This window comes from Agaribacter flavus, from assembly GCF_042646125.1.
Classification (GTDB): Bacteria; Pseudomonadota; Gammaproteobacteria; order Enterobacterales; family Alteromonadaceae; genus Glaciecola; species Glaciecola flavus.
Genome location: NZ_JBHRSW010000021.1, coordinates 65,823 through 85,355 on the forward strand (window position 1 = coordinate 65,823; position 19,533 = coordinate 85,355).

The 19,533-nt window shown below is 42.8% G+C and carries 14 protein-coding genes; 10 read left to right on the forward strand and 4 right to left on the reverse strand.

All coding sequences use genetic code 11. The features are described 5' to 3' along the window. Complete coding sequence (locus ACFOHL_RS12290) at positions 1-627, reverse strand: hypothetical protein (RefSeq protein WP_376920529.1); 627 nt, start codon at positions 625-627, stop codon at positions 1-3. Positions 628-988: 361 nt separating this feature from the next. After that, entirely contained in the window at positions 989-2,347 is a 1,359-nt protein-coding gene (gene gorA, locus ACFOHL_RS12295; protein ID WP_376920530.1) for a glutathione-disulfide reductase, read from the reverse strand. Between the two features lie 456 nt (positions 2,348-2,803). Here gorA and prlC point away from each other — a divergent pair, with 456 nt between their 5' ends. The 5 genes from prlC to ubiB all read left to right on the forward strand — a co-directional run bounded on the left by prlC (position 2,804) and on the right by ubiB (position 8,836). Continuing rightward, the gene (prlC, locus tag ACFOHL_RS12300; protein ID WP_376920531.1) at positions 2,804-4,861 is read left to right on the forward strand and encodes an oligopeptidase A; all 2,058 of its coding nucleotides are present in this window, start codon (positions 2,804-2,806) and stop codon (positions 4,859-4,861) included. Between the two features lie 2 nt (positions 4,862-4,863). Then, positions 4,864-5,568, forward strand: a complete 705-nt coding sequence (locus tag ACFOHL_RS12305) for a DNA-3-methyladenine glycosylase I (RefSeq protein WP_376920532.1) — start codon at positions 4,864-4,866, stop codon at positions 5,566-5,568. A gap of 173 nt (positions 5,569-5,741) precedes the next feature. Next, a complete protein-coding gene (gene ubiE, locus ACFOHL_RS12310) occupies positions 5,742-6,530 on the forward strand; it encodes a bifunctional demethylmenaquinone methyltransferase/2-methoxy-6-polyprenyl-1,4-benzoquinol methylase UbiE (RefSeq protein ID WP_376920533.1) in 789 nt (262 codons plus the stop codon). A gap of 1 nt (position 6,531) precedes the next feature. Then, positions 6,532-7,206: a ubiquinone biosynthesis accessory factor UbiJ gene (locus tag ACFOHL_RS12315; protein ID WP_376920534.1), complete on the forward strand. Its 675-nt coding sequence runs from the start codon at positions 6,532-6,534 to the stop codon at positions 7,204-7,206. 1 nt (position 7,207) lies between these two features. Beyond that, a complete protein-coding gene (gene ubiB, locus ACFOHL_RS12320; RefSeq protein WP_376920535.1) occupies positions 7,208-8,836 on the forward strand; it encodes a ubiquinone biosynthesis regulatory protein kinase UbiB in 1,629 nt (542 codons plus the stop codon). Here the strand turns inward: ubiB and ACFOHL_RS12325 are convergent. Next, positions 8,820-10,334, reverse strand: a complete 1,515-nt coding sequence (locus ACFOHL_RS12325; protein WP_376920536.1) for a Ppx/GppA phosphatase family protein — start codon at positions 10,332-10,334, stop codon at positions 8,820-8,822. The genes ubiB and ACFOHL_RS12325 overlap by 17 nt on opposite strands. Positions 10,335-10,362: 28 nt before the next feature. Next, positions 10,363-11,649, reverse strand: coding sequence for an ATP-dependent RNA helicase RhlB (gene rhlB / locus ACFOHL_RS12330; RefSeq protein ID WP_376920537.1), 1,287 nt, complete (start codon positions 11,647-11,649; stop codon positions 10,363-10,365). Between the two features lie 102 nt (positions 11,650-11,751). Between rhlB and trxA the strand changes: the two genes are divergently transcribed. From trxA to ACFOHL_RS12355, 5 genes are all read left to right on the forward strand, one after another. Next, entirely contained in the window at positions 11,752-12,078 is a 327-nt protein-coding gene (trxA, locus tag ACFOHL_RS12335) for a thioredoxin TrxA (RefSeq protein WP_376920538.1), read from the forward strand. 362 nt (positions 12,079-12,440) lie between these two features. Further along, the gene (locus tag ACFOHL_RS12340) at positions 12,441-15,698 is read left to right on the forward strand and encodes a DUF1553 domain-containing protein (protein WP_376920539.1); all 3,258 of its coding nucleotides are present in this window, start codon (positions 12,441-12,443) and stop codon (positions 15,696-15,698) included. 2 nt (positions 15,699-15,700) lie between these two features. Then, the gene (locus tag ACFOHL_RS12345) at positions 15,701-17,182 is read left to right on the forward strand and encodes a DUF1501 domain-containing protein (protein WP_376920540.1); all 1,482 of its coding nucleotides are present in this window, start codon (positions 15,701-15,703) and stop codon (positions 17,180-17,182) included. Between the two features lie 43 nt (positions 17,183-17,225). After that, a complete protein-coding gene (locus ACFOHL_RS12350) occupies positions 17,226-18,431 on the forward strand; it encodes a hypothetical protein (protein WP_376920541.1) in 1,206 nt (401 codons plus the stop codon). 27 nt (positions 18,432-18,458) lie between these two features. Further along, entirely contained in the window at positions 18,459-19,517 is a 1,059-nt protein-coding gene (locus ACFOHL_RS12355; protein WP_376920542.1) for a 6-bladed beta-propeller, read from the forward strand. Positions 19,518-19,533 lie beyond the last annotated feature (16 nt).

The window sequence follows — 19,533 nt, forward strand, 5'->3', positions numbered from 1 at the left end:
TCATTCTCCTTCCTGATATTTACTCTCGCCTAAACTCAATTGTTTCTTTTGCTGATTGACATCTTTCAATGATTCAAAGAGCAGTTGCACGAGTTCTGCGCTCATTGTTGTGTTTTGGATTTTTGCAGACTCTCCCATTGTTCGATCAACCGCTTGAAAAAATGCGTCTGGCGACGTACCCATTACCACCACTAGTCGGTGATTTTTGGGAGTAATACGAAAGCCCTCGGGGCCAAATGCAATCATTTTGCGTTGACTATCTATGCCAAGCTCTTCCTCGAACACTTTACTACCATCGCCACTTAGCGACTTGATTTCATCGAGTAGGTTGTTTTGAGACGACAATGAATCGACTAACTCAGATTTGACCCAACCAGAACCAAATTTAACATCATTTAAGAAGCTGGCTTGTCCGTGTATCCGTATGCGGTATATGGTTTGTGGCGCTTGCTCTTGTGGGTCGAACATACCCACATAAAAAATTTGCTCTAGTTCATTAGTGGGGCTGATTGCGGCAAGGGATGCGCCAGAAACAAACTGCTCAGCTGGTGTTAGTTTGCAGCCTTGTAAAAAAATAATGATTATTACGAAGGGGGGTAACTTTCCAATACCTACAATGTTTAGCATTTCTAGTCCTTGTTTTTTTAGCTTTATTTTTTAAGTGCCACTAGACTTAGATATCTCCCGCCAGCGCTTCGAATAAAGTTAAAACTTGAATTATTGTGAGGGTAACGCTTGGCTGAAATGATATTTTGCTTAATAAATGGGGGGGAGGGCGATTAATGAAGAGTACCGCCATGTGATATGTGTGCTTAAAATAAGTTGAGTGATGGTTTTACAATTAGAAGAAATTGTGTTTTTGGTGCTTGAAGTTCAAAAACAATACAAGGCTTGAAGAAGTATAATACCACCGTGCAAAAACATACTACTCCCGAAGAACTAAACACTTAGTTTTTTTACGAGAGTAGTACGATTTAACAGGCTTTTCTTACAGAGTCACAAATTCCTCGGCAGAGGTAGGATGTATTGCTACGCAAGCATCAAAATCTGCTTTTGTTGCGCCCATTTTAATTGCTACACCAAAGCCTTGTAAGATTTCATCCATGGCGAAGCCAATGCCGTGTAAGCCTACTACTTTTTCCTCAGAACCAGCCGTGATAAGTTTCATTTTTGTTGCTTGACGGTGTTGGGTGACGGCGGTATACATGGCTGCAAAACTGGAGTTGTAGACTTTAATATTGTCTTTGCCATAAGCATCTTCGGCTTCTTTTTCGCTTAAGCCTATAGTGCCAATGGGTGGGTGACTAAACACGACTGTTGGAATGAGGTCGTAATCCATTTTAGCATCGGGCTTGTTGTTAAATAGTCTTTCTGATAACAAACGACCGGCTTTCACGGCTACTGGGGTAAGATCTACTTTTCCGATATTGTCACCGACTGCATAAATGCCCTCGGCTGTCGTATTTTGAAACTCATCCACTTTAATATAGCCGCGTTCATTTAGCTCCACGTCTGTATTTTCAAGTTGAATCTTATCATTAGCTGGTTCTCTACCTATTGCCCATACTACCGCATCAGCTTCTATCGTTTCACCGCCATTTATGGTGACTAAGATACTCCCATCACTTTGTTTTTCGAGTGAATTCACGGCGGTGTTTTTGTGTAGAGTTGGGCCGTCTTCTTGCATAATTTCAACAAGTGTATCGGCTATAGTGTCGTCAAAGTTACGCAGTGGTTTTTCTTTTCTAACAAGTAGGTGAGTTTCTGAGCCAAGAGAATGCATAACACCGGCTAGCTCAACGGCAATATAGCCAGCACCTACCACAACGACGCGTTTAGGTTGTTCTTTTAAGTCGAAAAATCCATCTGAGTCAATGCCCAACTCGGCTCCGGGAATATTCGGCTTAACAGGTCTACCGCCTACCGCAATGGTAATATGATCGGCGGTGTATTGGGTGCCATTTACGTCGATAGTTTTGTTGTCGATAAATTTCGCAAACCCGTTGATCACGGTCACATCGTTATTGCCAAGCACACGGTCGTATGATTGATGAATACGATCGATATATGCGCTGCGACTTTCAACGAGCTTTGCCCAGCTAAAATTATTGAGCGTGACATCAAAGCCGTAGTCTGGCGCATATACTTTAATCGCTTCTGCTACTTGTGCGCCATACCACATGGCCTTTTTGGGAACACAACCCACATTGACACAAGTGCCGCCAATGGCCTTTGCTTCAATGATGGCAGCCTTTTTGCCATAGCGAGATGCCCGATTAGCAGAGGCAATACCGCCAGAGCCGCCGCCAATACAAATATAATCAAAATGTGTCGTTTCTGAAGTCATAGCAACCTTTTCTAAGTAGTGTTATGTGCATTGGCACAATCGAGCACAAAGCTCACAGTATTTTATATAGTGATATTGAGACCTGTAAATTCAAGTATTATTTCCAAATTACTTTTGGGCATGTCCCTTTAGAGGTTGTTTATCGCAGCGCAAAAAAACAAGCTTGTTGCTAAGCATTCTGCGACGTCCTCAAAAGCGCCCTTGCTTCACGGTGAGATTATATTTAGAAGTTCCCCCCTCTGTTGTCGCAAAATTTATTTTTCATGGACGAAAAATCAAAGCGTATATGGATATACTCGCAGCGGTTTTGCGACAACAGAGGGGGGAACTTCTACATATAATCTCACCGCGGCGCTGACTTAAATAAAAGGCCGTTAATCTTGAATTTTGTATTTCCACCCAAACTATAACCTTAGCCAGTTTTCCAATAAATACCAATAGTAAATAGGAATCTTCATGTCTGTCTTACCTCTTGAGCAAGCCAAAATTGATCTGACACAATTACCGAAGTTTTCGGAAATCAAACCTTCTGAAATACAGGACAAGGTTAAGGCGGCAATAGTCAATTGCAAAGAAACCATCGAAAAGCTTGTAACGAGTAAAGAGGTGTCTTATCGAAATGTCGTTGAATTACTTGAAGAAGCCGATGACCAACTCAGTAAACTGTGGTCACCCATTGGGCATATGAATTCAGTACTCAGTTCTGACGAGTTGCGGGAAGCACACGACGCCTGCTTACCGCTGTTGTCTGAATATGGCACCTTCGTAGGGCAACACAAAGGCTTGTGCGACTTGTATATCGCCTTGCAACAAAGTGAAGAATACAAGAGCTTGTCGCAGGCAAGTAAGAAGCTCATTGATAACGCGGTAAGGGATTTCAAATTATCGGGTGTGGCCTTGCCCGAAAAAGAAAAAACAGAGTATGCCAAGATACGTGCAGAGCTGTCTGAGTTAAGTTCGACTTTTGCAAACAATGTGATGGATGCCACACTCAACTTTACATACCACACTACTGATGAGGCTGAATTATCTGGTTTGCCAGATTCTGCAAAAGCAGCGGCAAAGCAAGCAGCAACGGCAAAAGAGCTAGACGGATTTTTGTTCACTTTGGATTTACCTAGCTATTTACCAGTGATGATGTATGCAGACAGTGCGGATTTGCGTGAAAAAATGTATCGAGCATACACCACTCGAGCCTCAGAGTTTGATACTGATGATGGTAAATTTAACAATGCGCCGCTAATTAAGCGCACGCTAGAGCTTAGGCAGTCACTCGCATCCTTGCTTGGTTTTGAACATTATGCTGAATATGCTTTGCAGACCAAAATGGCAGAAAGTCCTACACAAGTCATTCGTTTTTTAGAAGATCTTGCAGAAAAATCGAAGGCGCAAGCGCAAACGGAAGTTGGTGAGCTTAAGGCATTTGCTAGAGACAAGTTCGGAATAAGCGAACTTGAAGCTTGGGATTACCCTTATTATTCAGAGAAAATGAAACAAGCCAAATACGCTGTATCTGATGAAGTGCTCAGGCCCTATTTTCCGGTAGATAAAGTGCTAAATGGCCTGTTTGAAGTTGTGTCTCGCTTATACGATGTTGACGTGGTTGAAATTGAAGGCGTCGATACTTGGCATGAAGATGTGCGTTTTTTCGAGATCCGTCAAGGTGATACCTTAAGAGGCTGCTTTTATTTGGATTTGTATGCACGAGCGAAAAAGCGCGGTGGAGCATGGATGGACGAGTGTAGAGTAAAACGGGTGACTGCTGAGCAACAGGTACAAGTGCCAGTGGCATATTTGACCTGTAATTTTAATGGGCCTGTCGATGGCAAACCCGCTTTGTTTACACATGATGAAGTGGTGACCATGTTTCATGAATTCGGTCACGGCATTCATCACATGCTCACGCAAATTACTGTTGGTGGCGTGTCGGGTATAAATGGTGTCGCTTGGGACGCCGTTGAGCTACCCAGTCAGTTTTTGGAAAATTGGTGTTGGCAGACAGAGGCATTGCAATTTTTGTCTGCACACTACGAAACTGGCGAGCCATTGCCTGAAGATTTACTTAACAAGTTACTCGCCGCAAAAAATTACCAATCGGCTATGCAAATGTTGCGTCAGCTTGAATTTGCCTTGTTTGATTTTACCTTGCATATGCAAAATACTGCCGAGTTAGATGTACAGGCCTTTATTGACGAAGTTAGACGTAAAATTGCCGTGATTATTCCGCCTGAATTCAATCGATTTCAAAATAGTTTTTCTCATATCTTTGCTGGTGGCTATGCTGCGGGGTATTACAGTTACAAATGGGCTGAAGTATTGTCTGCTGATGCTTTTTCTAGATTTGAAGAAGAAGGAATTTTCAACAAGCACACAGGACGAGACTTTTTAGTCAATATTTTAGAGAAGGGCGGCTCTGATGAACCTATGAATTTGTTCAAGGCCTTTCGTGGTCGAGAGCCAAACATTGACGCGCTATTGAGGCATTCTGGTATTGGCGAGAGTGACGCGGCGTAGTCATGGACAAGACCGAGCATTTTGAACAAATTTACCAACGGGCTTCGGATCGCAAGGGGGGCGAAAATGCGCTTCTTGCCATGGTGTCAAAGCCGCTTGAAATGGACGCACTGTTGGGTATTAGTGATGACCGGTGGTTAGCCGAATTCAGTAAAAAGGTGTTTCAGTCAGGTTTTGTCTGGCGCGTGGTGAGACAAAAGTGGCCGGCTTTCGAAGAGGTGTTTTTTCAGTTTGATATTGACAAAATATTGATGATGCCAGACGAAATGCTAGAGAAAAAAGCCAGCGACCCTAGGATAATCAGAAATCTTACTAAAGTCCGCACTATCCGAGAAAATGCACTGATGATAAAGGATGTCAGTGACGAGCATGGTAGTTTTGCTGCATTTGTAGCTAAACGTGATCCCAGTGATATTGTGGGTTTATGGGATTTTCTAAAATCACATGGTGCTCGCCTTGGTGGTAATACTGGTGCCTATGCTTTGCGTTTTTTAGGAGTAGATACCTTTATTTTATCTCGTGACGTTGAGACTTATTTTCGCCACCATGATTTGATTTCTGGTTCGGTACGTTCAAAACGCAGCCTTTCCACCATTCAATCAGCATTTCAGTACTGGCAAACAACATCTGGGCTCTCTTTTCAAGAAATCAGCCAAATCCTTGCGTTTAGTGTGGGTGACAATTTTGTACTTGCGGAAACAGACTAACTTTTTCCGTTGCATTGGTTGTTACTCTGTTGTGCGGTAGCCAGCTATTGCACTACTGCACACCAAAGGCCAACAGACCCTAATAAAGCATTGAGCCGTTTATAGCGGCACTAGTAAATTTGCGATACACTACTGGCCATGTTTTATAACAACAATTCAATGAGTTATCCATCATGTCAATAGACGCCTCGTCCTCACCTAATGAACAGCAAAAAGCAGAAAAAGAACTCATTGATTTTGGTTACAAGCAAGTCGATAAAAATGAGAAAGTAAATTTTGTCGCCGATGTGTTTCATTCGGTGGCAGCTAAGTACGATGTAATGAATGATCTGATGTCCTTTGGCATACACCGACTGTGGAAGCGATATACAATTGACTGTAGTGGTGTAAAACCTGGTCATAGAGTACTTGATTTGGCTGGTGGAACAGGCGATTTGGCTGCTAAATTTAGTCGTATTGTGGGTAAGCAAGGTCAGGTCATCCTTGCAGACATAAATCATTCCATGCTCACGGTTGGAAAAGAAAAGCTGATCAACAAAGGGATCGTTGGGAACTTGCATTACGTGCAAGCGAATGCTGAGGCGCTGCCTTTCCCTGACAACCATTTTGACCTTATCACCATAGCCTTTGGTTTGCGCAACGTGACGGATAAAAGTAAAGCCTTGGCAAGTATGTATAGGGTACTGAAGCCGGGTGGGCGCTTGTTGGTCTTAGAGTTTTCTAAACCAACAAGCGAAACTTTAAGTAAGGTCTACGACGCATACTCATTTCATGTATTGCCGAAGATGGGTGAATGGGTGGCACAAGATGGGGACAGCTACCAGTACCTAGCTGAGTCGATTCGTATGCATCCACCTCAAGAAGAACTAGAAGATATGATGAAGCAAGTGGGCTTTGAACAAACCAGCTATACGAATATGACTGGCGGTATAGTCGCACTTCACAGAGGGTTTAAGTTTTAGTATGCCAGCCAAGCAAGCAATATCTGCCGCAATCGAATTTGCAATGAATTCCGCTTTAAGCCTTGCCATTAACGGTGACGAGCTTATTGAGCCTTTGGCAGGGCGCTGCTGTACGATACATATTCAGGAGCTGGCTTTAAGTTTTAGCTTATATTTTTCTTCCTCTCGAGAACAAAACGCAAGTAATAACCAAGTGCATCAATATCTTGATGTGTGTGTCGATGATGATTGGAGCGAAGAGCAGAAACAGAGCATAGACGAGCGGCACTGCTATGTTAGTGTATCTGTTGAAGCCTTACCGGAGCTAAAAAAAACAAGCCAGCTTACCCGCCTGATTAAGCAGGGAAAGTTAGATTTTTATGGTGATTTGTATCTGCTACAAAAACTGAGTGCCTTGTTTGCAGAGCTAGACATAGATTTAGAAGATATTGTCTCGAAGTATATTGGTGATGTGCCCGCGCATCAGTTGTTTTCCCTAGCAAAGGCAATGAAAGAAAAAATACGAGAGCAGCATGCCCTGTGTATGCGCACCTTATCCGATGCCTGTCTAGAAGAAAAACCCGTTGCGGTTAGACCAATCATGCTCCACAACTTCATTGACCAAGTAAAAGTATTGCAAAGCGACGTAGAACGGATGAAGGCAAGAATTGAAAAACTAGAAAGGGATCGAGCGTAAGATGAAGCTACGTCGTTTTTACAAAATAGGTGCTGCATTGTTGACCTATGGTTTGGATGAGCTGATCCCAAAGCGCTTCAGACCGCGCTACTTTAGGTGGATGAGAAAGTGTATTTTTTGGCTGCCGAATCGGCACAAACAGGAAAACCATGGCCGCCGTTTGCGACTGGCTTTGCAAACTCTCGGACCAGTTTTTATCAAGTTTGGGCAGATGCTGTCTACTCGGCGAGATTTGTTTCGCCCTGAAATTGCGGACGAGCTGAGTGTATTGCAAGACAAGGTGCCGCCTTTCGAATCGTTAGATGCAAAGTCGCTTATAGAGTCAGCATTAGAGTTGGATAATATTGAAGACTTATTTGAAGACTTTGAATTGACACCCCTTGCTTCTGCTTCGGTGGCGCAAGTGCATGCCGCGACATTAAAACCGAACGGTAAAAAAGTCGTGATAAAAGTACTGCGTCCCAATATTCGTCAAACGATTGAGGCTGATGTTGATTTACTTTTGTATTTTGCTCGGCTTGTTCAACGTTGGCTTCCACAAGGCAAACGGTTAAGGCCAGTAGAAGTGGTTCAAGAGTATAAACGCACGATACTCGACGAACTAGATTTATTGAGAGAAGCCGCAAACGGTATCCAGATTCGACGCAACTTTGAGGATTCTGAGGCACTGTATGTCCCTGAGTTTTATAGTGACTACTGTCGAAAAAATGTCATAGTTATGGAGCGAATTTACGGCGTGCCTGTTTCAGATATTGACGCTTTAATTGCCCAAGGCACCAATTTAAAATTGTTGGCTGAGCGGGGGGTGGAAGTATTTTTTACGCAGGTGTTCAGAGATAGCTTTTTTCACGCCGATATGCACCCCGGCAATATATTTGTCTCAAGAGAAAACCCAGACAATCCACAGTATATTGGCATAGATTATGGCATTGTCGGCACCTTAAACAAGCAAGATAAACGCTATTTGGCGGAAAATTTTATTGCGTTTTTTAACCGTGATTACCGCAAAGTCGCAGAGCTTCATGTGGACTCAGGCTGGGTACCTGCGCATACAAATATTGATGATTTTGAAATGGGGATACGTACTGTATGCGAGCCTATTTTTCAAAAGCCGCTAGAAGAGATCTCATTTGCCAATGTTTTATTGCAACTTTTCAATACCGCTCGGCGATTTGATATGGAAGTTCAGCCGCAATTAGTATTGCTGCAAAAAACCTTGTTGTATGTGGAGGGTTTAGGTCGTCAGTTATACCCTCAGCTTGACTTGTGGTTAACCGCCAAACCCTTTCTTGAAAAATGGATGAAAGAGCAGATTGGTCCAAAAGCGATGTTCAAGAACATTAAAGAAAATTTGCCATTTTGGAGTGAAAAATTACCCGAAATGCCAGATCTATTGTTTGATAGTTTACGCCAAGTAAGGGCGCTACCCAATCAGCTTGCTGTGCAACATAGGGAAGAACAGCAGCATCGAACCAAAATTCAAAAAGCAAGGTTAGCTGGACAGTTGGCCGTAGTAGCGAGTATTGCAAGCCTGAGCCTCTATGTTTTTAAAGATCAGGTTTTTTACAGTGTTGTTTTGGGTATCGTGGCCTTGACCGCTTGGTTGGTATCGTTCAGGCAGCTTCGATAAGTTTCAATTGCCAACCTGCACGGTGCTGCAGCCAGCACTCATGAATTAACTCGGTATGGATCATTGGATGGCGTATTTTAAAATCCAATGGAAATACAAGTTGCCATTCCTCTCCGTTAATTTTTAACTTGGGTTCTGGTATAGCATCATTGCGACGTCTACTGGTGAGCAATACCGCTACTCGTAAGCAGCGCATAGCATTGATCAAGGTGGTTTGCAGGCTATCTTTGTACTGATAAATCGGAGCTAAATCGATGTCTCCGCGATGCAGTCTAACCAAATCTTTTATCATCATAGCTTGTAGTTTAGTAAAACCCGTAAGGTCAACGTGTTCTAAGATGTAAGCACCATGTTCATTGTAGGCTTTGAAACCAATGTGCAAACCAATTTCATGCAAGGCAGCGGCAGCCGCTGTTACTACTTCCGTATCAAAATCACAGAAATTAGTTTGACTACACATGCTTTGGCACAAGCGAATGGCTAGCTCTTGTGTTCGTTTGCTTTGTCCACTATCAATATGGAAGCGGTTGATGAGTTGATTTATACCTTGTTGGCGGCGGTCGCTCTTTTGATAAGTGTCAAGCATGCCATAAAATATACCTTCTCTCAGTGCTCCACCCGATATCTGCATGTTCTCGATCTTCAAACATTCGAATAGAGCAATCAAAATAGCCAGACCACTTGGGAATATGCCTTGGCGCGAAGCAGCAAGCCCCTCAATGCTGAGTTTGCCAATATGCCCCGCGTCAATACACTCTTGTTTTAAGCGATAAAGGTACTCTAGGCGAATAGCATCACTTACTCCTCGCTTGACTAAAATAGAGGTGACCGCCTGAGGAGTACCCGATGCGCCAAGGCATTGCTCCCAGTCAAAGCATCTAAATACATCAATATCAGAATCTAGAATGTTCGATGCATCGGAGATGGCTTGCTCAAAACCGGAGGCACTGATTTCACCTTCCGGAAAATACTTTTCCATGAAAGTCACGCAACCCATGTTAAAGCTGGCTAAATGTAAGGCTTGTAAATCGCGGCCAATAATTACTTCTGTGCTGGCTCCACCAATATCGATGACTAGTGTATTGCCTTTGTTAGCAGACGTGTAAGCAACACCTAGATAGATCTGTTTTGCCTCCTCTTCACCACTTATTATGTTTACTTTGTGGTTGAGAATGCGTTCTGCTGGGACAACAAAGTCCTTGGCATTTGTCGCTAATCGAAGAGTGGCGGTGGCGACAATTTTAATATTGGCAGGGGGAATATCTTGCAATTTTTCTGCAAAATTTCTAATGCAGTTTAAGCCTCTCTCAATCGCCTCTGTGCTCAAGGTATTGTTGTCATCCAAACCAGCCGCTAAACGGACTTTTTGTTTATTTTTGCTAACAATTTGTACGCTACCTGAGAGTACTCTTACAATAACCATGTGAAAGCTGTTTGAGCCGAGGTCTATTGCGGCGTAATACTCATCTTGCATCACGGCTGGTTGGTATTCACCCATACTAATATTTATTCATCCTGCTACGTTGTTATGAGTCATGGCTTTTTTTGGGAGCGCGCTTCCGATTGGGTTTTCCACGTCCGTTATCGCGACGTCCAGTGTTTCGCGGACGACTATTTCTCGTTCTAAATTTAGGCTGTTTTACATCGTCTAAAAGCAAGTTCGGGTTGTAGTCAGTTACAGGAATCTCGTGACTGATATACATTTCGATAGCCGGCAGGTTTTGGGCATATTTTTCACAAGCGAAACTGATAGCATGTCCCAATTCACCTGCTCTACCTGTGCGTCCAATGCGGTGTACATAATCTTCTGCATCGTCGGGTAAATCATAGTTAAAAACGTGTGTAACTTTTTCTATGTGAATACCACGAGCGGCGACATCGGTAGCAACCAGTACGTCTAAGTGCCCTTGGGTAAAATCATCCAATATGGAAATACGCTTTTTCTGTTGAACGTCACCACTTAATAGACCCACTCTATGACCATCGGCTTCTAACCAAGCCGCTACTGTTTCACAATCGTGTTTTGTATTGGCAAATATGATTGCCTTGTCTGGCCATTCTTCTTCCATCAATGTCAATAATAATAGGGCTTTATCTTCATTTGATGGGTAGAACAGTTCTTCGGTTATCCGTGTATTAGTTTTGCTCTCTGGCTCGATCTGCACATTGGTTGGGTTATTCATGTGTTCGTATGCTAATTCTTGCACGCGCATGCTCAACGTTGCAGAAAATAGCATATTTAAACGTTTGGCTGGTTCGGGCATCCGTCTAAACAAATAGCGAATGTCTTTAATGAAGCCGAGGTCGAACATTCTATCGGCTTCGTCGAGCACGGCTACTTGTACATTCTTAAGTGAAAACACGCCTTGCTTATAGTAGTCGATAATTCTGCCTGTTGTACCGATCAGAATGTCAACGCCGTCTTGCAATTGCTGGCGTTGACTTTCGTAGCCTTCGCCCCCATATACCACCCCAAGTGTGACATTGGTATGCTTGCTCAATGGTTTAGCATCATTATAAATTTGAATGGCTAATTCACGTGTAGGCGCCATGATAATTGCTCTAGGCCCATGATCTTTCGATTCAGAGGGCGTATTGAGCAAGTGGTGAAACGTTGCCAGTAAAAACGTCATTGTTTTACCGGTTCCAGTTTGCGCCTGACCGGCAATATCTTGGCCAGCGAGTAATTGTGGTAAGCTCATTTCTTGAATGGGCGTGCATTGCGTGTAATTATCTTCCTTTAACGCAGATAGTATTTGCGGGTGGAGCGGAAGCGAATCAAAATTTGTATCTGTTAAATGTGTTGTTGGCATAGCTTATAGCTTATCAATGCTTGCATTAAAAACGGGTTCTATATAACACTATTAGGTAATGACAGAAAAGAAATTCTACAAATTCCTAAATCGGAGAAAAGAATGAGCGACAAAATAATCGCGTTAAGTGACGACAAATTTGAAGCCGATGTAATCAATGCATCTGGTCCTGTATTAGTGGATTTTTGGGCAGAATGGTGCGGCCCGTGTAAAATGATCGCTCCTATTCTAGACGAAATTGCTGACGAATACGAAGGCAAAGTAACAATTGGTAAATTAAATGTTGATGACAACAACGAAACACCACCCAAATATGGTATTCGTGGCATCCCAACTTTACTATTGTTTAAAGATGGCAGTGTAGCAGCGACAAAAGTTGGTGCACTGTCAAAAACGCAGTTAAAAGAGTTTTTAAACGAAAACATCTAGTTGCAAATACAGCGTTTTTGCGTTGTACCTTAGTTTCGGCAAGGGCATAGACAGGTAGCTATGCCGCTTGCTTAAAAATTCAAATCTCCCCTTCGACACGCTCTCAATCTTAAAAGGGCATTAGTACAGCTTATTCTTTGTTTTACTATACTTGTTCGTTCCTTGATGCAGAACAACTACACGACAGTCGCTCTGTATTGTATAAATGAAGCACAAACCGCTGCAAAATTGCACACCAAAGGTCAATAGATCCTATTATTTTGTTAAAAAAATTAAAATAAATATAAATTTTAAGAAACACATTTAACACTGAAGACAATACTATATACATAAATCAAAAAGTAAGAATATGAGCTGTAAATATGAGATTACGACTGTGCTTATTGGCTAAACTAAGCTTGGTAGTGATGACTGGTTTTAGTTTAGTTGCATGTAATAACGAGCAGCAAACCCAATCAAGTACTTTTGGTAAGACCTTTAATTCAGATGAACCCGTCAGTTATAGTTTACAAGTAAAACCGATTTTGTCTGACCGTTGTTTCGGTTGTCATGGGCAAGATGCCGCAAACCGCAAAGCCGATTTACAACTTCACTCTCCAGAGACTGCGTATAAAAAGTTTAAGGATGGCTCACAGGCAATTGTGCCGGGCGATGCTGAACAAAGTGTAGTATATCAACGCCTTATTTCTGAAGATCCCGATTTTATCATGCCTCCTCCTTCGTCTCATACGAGCGTAACGGAGCAAGAAATACAAATAATTAAAGCGTGGATAGATCAAGGCGCTGAGTATGAAAAGCACTGGGCGTATATACCGCCAGAGCAACCCGCTTTGCCCGAAATAGACAGTGATTGGCCGAGCAATGATATTGATGTATTTACCTTAAATAAAATGCGCCATGAGGGTCTGTCATCTAGTGATGAGGCAGATAAGGCAACACTGATTCGTCGTGCGTTTATCGATGTAACAGGGGTTATACCGACCGCAGAGCAAATGGATAAGTATCTGAGTGACCAGTCAGAAAATGCATACAACCGCTTACTAGATGACTTGTTTGCATCGCCACGGTATGGCGAAAAAATGGCAAGTTATTGGTTAGAATTGGCTAGATATGGCGATACCGACGGCTACCAAAACGATGGTCCGCGAAACATGTGGCCATGGCGCAACTGGGTGATAAATGCATTTAACGAAAACATGCCATTTGACCAATTCATGACAGAGCAACTCGCAGGCGATTTGTTGGAGAAGCCAAGCAAATCACAAATAATCGCGACAGGGTTTAACCGGAACACGGCTTTAAACAACGAAGACGGCATTATTCCAGAGGAATTTAGGGTTGAATATATTGCCGACAAAATAGATGTGACGTCGACTACATTTTTGGGTCAAACAATGGCCTGTGCCCGTTGTCATGACCACAAATATGACCCACTTTCTCAAAAAGACTATTACAGAATGTTTGCATTCTTCAATAATACTACTGAAGTAGGCAAATCTACTGGTCTCACATCGAAACCTTATGTTCACTATTATGCTGATGACGAGAACAGGCAGCTAGCCAGTCAGTTGATAGAGAAAATTAATGATTTAGATAGCAGTTTGAAGGCGCTAGAAAGTGAGCATGCCGTGCAATTTACTTCCCCTAATTTGGATCAAAAGCTTGCAGATAAGCTCAGTCACAATAGAGGAAAGTATTTCACGTTCGACGAGCGTTACGCGAGTAAAAATGCAAATGTGGACTTAGCGAATACCTTGGTCGTACCGGGGAAATACGGCAATGCACTGCGTTTCTCTGGAACTGGCAAATATACAGGGTTTCTGCAATCACTCCATCGGCCAAGCTTCAAAAACAGTCAAGCCCTTGCCATCAGTCTTTGGACCCGTGAGCCTTCTGATGAAGAGTTAGCTGTCCTTGATAGTATTCCAGAGTATCAAGACAAACCCGTGGTGAAGGTTAGTTCTTCTCCCGCCCAAGGGTTCAAGCTTGCTTCGATGTTGTCGCACAATGCGAATAGAGGCTTTGATTTAAGTGTAAATCCGCAAAATCAATTAGAATTTACCGTAATCAATGCTTGGCCAGACTCTGCTCTGAAGGTCGTTTCTCAAGCTTTACCCGATACTAATGCATGGCAACATGTATATGTTCAGTATGACGGTAAGGGTAAAGCCGCAGGCGTTGAACTGTTTTTAAATGGGAAAAAATTGCAAAGTAAAGTGCTTAAAGACAGTTTGAGTGGGGACACTGATCCCGGTTGGACGCGATTGAATTTTGGTGCAACGCCCTTTAGTGAGCCAAATCAGTATCGCGGGAGAGATATTGACGAAGTTCACTTTTTTGACACAACCTTGGATGAACGTGCCATATTACAACTCGCCAATTTATCTCCTTGGGGATTAGAGGGCAATGGCAACAAAGCCTATCCGACCGAACAACTAAGTAATAACCAAACTTATCTGAAAGACAAATTAGACTATTTTGTTATGCAGGAAAAGCAGCATCGATTAGAGGCTCATCACTCAGTGATAACCATGGTAATGCAAGATGTTGCTCCTGCGGATGAGCCTGTTCGCCCAACATATTTGCTGAATAGAGGGGATTACAGTCAACCTGAAACATCTGAAGTACTGCTCGCCAACATCCCTACATATTTTGGTGACCTACAGGGCAAGTACCCTCAAAATCGTCTAGGCTTGGCTCAATGGTTAGCTTCAGAGGACAATCCACTAACGGCGAGAGTAATGGTCAATAGATTATGGCAAATTGTGTTCGGTAGGGGGATTGTGAGCACGTCAGAAAACTTTGGTAATCAAGGTGAGTTACCTTCACACCCCAAGCTGCTTGATTGGTTGGCAATTGAATTTAAACGTTCGGGTTGGGACATGAAGCACATGATGAAGCTTATGATGTCGTCGAGTACATACAAGCAAAGCTCAGATATTCCAGCAGACATTAGCCCTGAGGATCCTGAAAATATTTTTCTGGCGCGTGGCACTCGTGCAAGAATGAGCGCTGAAGCAATTCGAGACAGTGCCCTCCAAGCGTCTGGTCTACTTGTTGATGAGTTAGGTGGTCCCAGTGTTAAACCATACCAACCTGATGGATTGTGGGAAGCAATAGCGGCTAAAGGTACTTACCAGCAAAGTAGCGGAGAAGGACTGTATCGACGATCGATTTATAGCTATTGGAAACGCACAGTGGGCGTCCCTTCAATGACTTTATTTGACGCGTCGACAAAAGACTATTGTGTGTCTCGTCGTCAAAGTACAAATACACCTTTACAAGCCTTGTTGTTACTCAATGATCCTCAATATGTCGAAGCGGCTCGGGTACTTGCACATAAAGCTTATCAATACACACCCGAATCGGAACAGCGCATTAACTATATAGCGAGGAATTTGCTAAATCGAGATTTGGAAAACGAAGAAATGCAAGAACTACTGAGTTTTTATGAAGAAGTAAATCAAGAGTTCATTGCCGATCCCGATCGTGCTCGTGCATTACTGAATGTGGGAGCTTATAACAGTGAAATAACGAATGAATACCAGGCTGATGTTGCTGCTTACGCGGTGTTGAGTTCTGCTGTTATGAATCTTAGCGAATTTATTACGAGACAATAATAATGACGAATTCTAAATCTTTAAATCGCCGAGAGTTTCTGCGAACAGGCGCTGGTTTTCTGGCAGGAGCGGCTGCCATGAGTAGTGGCGTACCCATGTTAGCCAACGCTGGAATTGATCACGGATACTTGGGTGCACCTCATTTTTTACCAAAAGCTAAGCGTGTTATTTATCTATTTCAAAGTGGTGCACCGTCAACACAAGACTTATTTGATTACAAACCGCTGTTAAGAGAACAACACAAACAAGAGTTACCTGATTTGGTGATCAATGGACAACGCCTTACTGGCATGACCGCCAATCAAAGCTCATTTCCCATTTGTGGTTCTAAATGGGATTTTAAGCAATATGGTGAAAATGGCGCCTGGTTTAGTGATTTATTGCCCAATATTGCGGGTATAAGTGATGATTTGTGTATCATAAATTCAATGGCGACCGATGCTATTAATCACGATCCAGCCATTACGCTTATGCAAACGGGTTTCATGTTGCCCGGTCGCCCAAGTTTTGGTGCTTGGGTAAGCTATGGCTTGGGTTCACAAAACAATAATCTGCCCTCGTTTATTGTAATGACATCAAGAGGAACAGGGCGAACAAATAGTCAGCCTTTATACTCCAGACTATGGGGGAGTGGCTTTTTACCGTCAGACTACCAAGGAGTACAGTTCCGCTCAGGCGCAGATTCTGTGCTGTACCTCAATAATCCTAATGGTATCGAGGGACTTACACGCCGCAGAATGCTCGATAGAATCATGAAACTCAATCAAAAAGAGTATGAACGTAGCGGTGACCCAGAAATTTTGTCTCGTATTTCTCAATATGAGATGTCCTATCGCATGCAAGATTCTATCCCCGATGCAACCAATATTCAGGACGAACCTGAGCATACCTTCAAGTTATATGGTGAAGATGCGCGTACTCCCGGCACCTATGCAGCAAATTGCTTAATGGCTCGACGGCTTGTCGAGCGAGATGTCCGGTTTATTCAGCTATATCACACTGGTTGGGATCAGCACGGCAATATTCCAGACGCATTACCCAAACAAGCAAAAGATGTTGATCAGGCTACAGCTGGCTTAATTACTGACTTGAAACAACGTGGATTATTGGACGATACGCTAGTGGTATGGGGGGGGGAGTTTGGTCGTACGAGTTATTGTCAAGGTGAATTGACAGAAAAAAACTATGGTCGTGATCATCATCCTCGTTGCTTTACCATGTTTATGGCGGGAGGAGGTGTCAAGTCTGGCCTCATATACGGTAAGACAGATGACTACGGATACAATATTGTGAATGCAGATGGTCAGCCTATTGCGGCAGATAAACATCACTATGTTCCGGGGGTTGTGCATATATACGACCTGCAAGCTACGATCATGCATTTAATGGGTATTGACCACACAGGCCTAACATACAAGTATCAGGGACGGCGTTTTCGTTTAACTGATGTACATGGTCATGTAGTTAAAGAACTATTGGCTTAACTCCGAGCTAATCATTTGATTTAGCTGATTTCGAGGTTTTTATATGGACTTTTTTCAATTTTTAGGCCGATTTCATGTTCTTCTACTGCATTTGCCCTTGGGCATATTGTTGATGGCCGCTTGTATAGAAATTTATGCAGTTTATAAGAAACAAAAACGCAGTCCTCTAATTAAAACTGTTTGGTTGTGGGGGGCGATCAGTGCTGCTGGTGCTGCTTTATTGGGCTATTTGTTATCCTTGGGTGGCGGTTACAGCGAACAAGCTATTGCTACTCACAGAAATTGGGCAATAGGCCTTATATTATGTGCGTTTTTTTGCTGGTTTTATTTTGGAAAAATATCGCCAAAAGAGGAGCACAAACACGGCAAGGCCATTGTTAGCTTATCCTTTCTACAACTGTTTTTGTTGTTTGCCACTGGGCACTATGGCGCAAATATGACGCACGGTGAAACGTTTCTAGTGGAGCATGCGCCAGATTTTGTCAAAAAAATTGCAGGCATGGAGGTGCAAGGTTCTAAACCTAATTCTTTGGAAGAAGCCAATGTTTATCCTCATGTTATTGCTCCAATATTGCAACAACGCTGCAGTAGCTGCCACAACGACTCAAAAGCAAAAGGTCAATATAGTGTTGCCAGTTATGAAGCCACGATGATGGCGGTGGAAATAACAGATGGACTTGAAACTAGTGAGCTATACAGACGAATCACTCTGCCTGAATACCATGATGACTTTATGCCTGCCGAGGGTAAAACGCCTTTAACTGAACAGCAGGTGGCGCTGATCGGCTGGTGGATCGAAAATGGTGCGCAAAATGTGACTAATGTGAGTAAGTTAAATACAAGTGAAGAGTTGACTAGTTTGCTTATTGAAACGCTTGGCCTTGGCGAGCAGAATGTGATTAAAACAATAGATGAAATATCGCCACAGCTGATTGCCGAACTCGAGCAAGCGGGTTTTCACATTAGTAGAGTGCAACAAGGCGAACCTTATGTGAATGTAATTTACGCTGATTATGCGAATGAACTCAGCGATGAAAAGCTGCAAAGTTTGCTAAAAATTAGTGAACAATTGATGTGGCTGAAGCTCAGCAAAAGCTCTATTACAGATGCACAGTTGTTGAAACTCGCCAGTGCAGAAAACCTGCAAAAGCTGGATGTGTCTCACACTCAGCTTAGCCAAGAGGCTATTAGCAAACTCAAAGTAAGTAACCAGAAAATGGTCATTAATAGCTTCAATACTCAAGGCTAAGACAATTATTAAGAGAGCTACCTAACTATGTTCAATAAGAAAAAACAGGTTTTGTTAATCGCCACCCTAGCGCTGAATGGTGCGGTGCTTGCTCACGAAGGTGTGCATAGCAAAAATCCAGCGGTTCAACTGGACACAATGAAGCAGGGCGCCATCATTGGTCAGGGGGAGTTTATCTTCAAAGTTAACCACAACTGGCTAGATCAACAAGGCGAAGACCACTTGGGTGCAACTCATGGTGATATTGTATTTGATGAAGAGGGCTATTTATACGTGAGTTTTAGTGATGGGCAATTTAAAGGTATCGCTAAATTTTCGGCTGACGGTAAATTTGTTAAAAAGCTCAAGGGTCAGTACCCTGATGTACACGGCATGCTTATTCGCAAAGAAGGGGGTAGGGAATATATCTATGCGGTAAGCAATACTCAGGGCAAAATGTGGAAAATTGATCTGCAAGGCAATACTGTCTTTAGTATCAACAAAACAAAAATAGTTGAAGATTCTAAAGTTTACAAAGCTAACGATAAAGGTGAGTACCGTGTGGCACTGACGAGCGTTACGGTTGGCCCAGATGGTGACATCTTCTTAGCTGATGGATACAGCAGTAACTTTATTCATATCTATACGCATGACGGAAAATACAAAAAATCATTTGGCGGGTGGGGGAAAGATATTGGACGATTTCATCAAGCTCACGATATCACGATTGATACGCGATTTGAGCAGCCGTACTTGGTTATCTGTAACCGCGCCAACAACCGCATTGAGCATTGGGATTTTCAAGGAAACTTTGTTCGAGTAATTAGTGAAGGTCTGCGTATGCCCGGAAAAATCGCATTCTGGGAAGATAATATGATCGTAGCTGAGTTAAAGGGGCGGGTCAGTATATTAGACAAAGATCATGAAATTGTTGCCCATTTAGGCGAAAACAGTGTGGGCTTGAGTGGCAATTATCATGCTGAGCCAGAGCAATGGAAACAGGGGGAATTCTTGGCACCGCATACAGCAAAATTCGATAAGCTTGGCAATCTATATGTGATGGATTGGAATTATCTTGGCCGGGTCACACAACTAGTTAAGCAATAATTGATATTTTGATTTA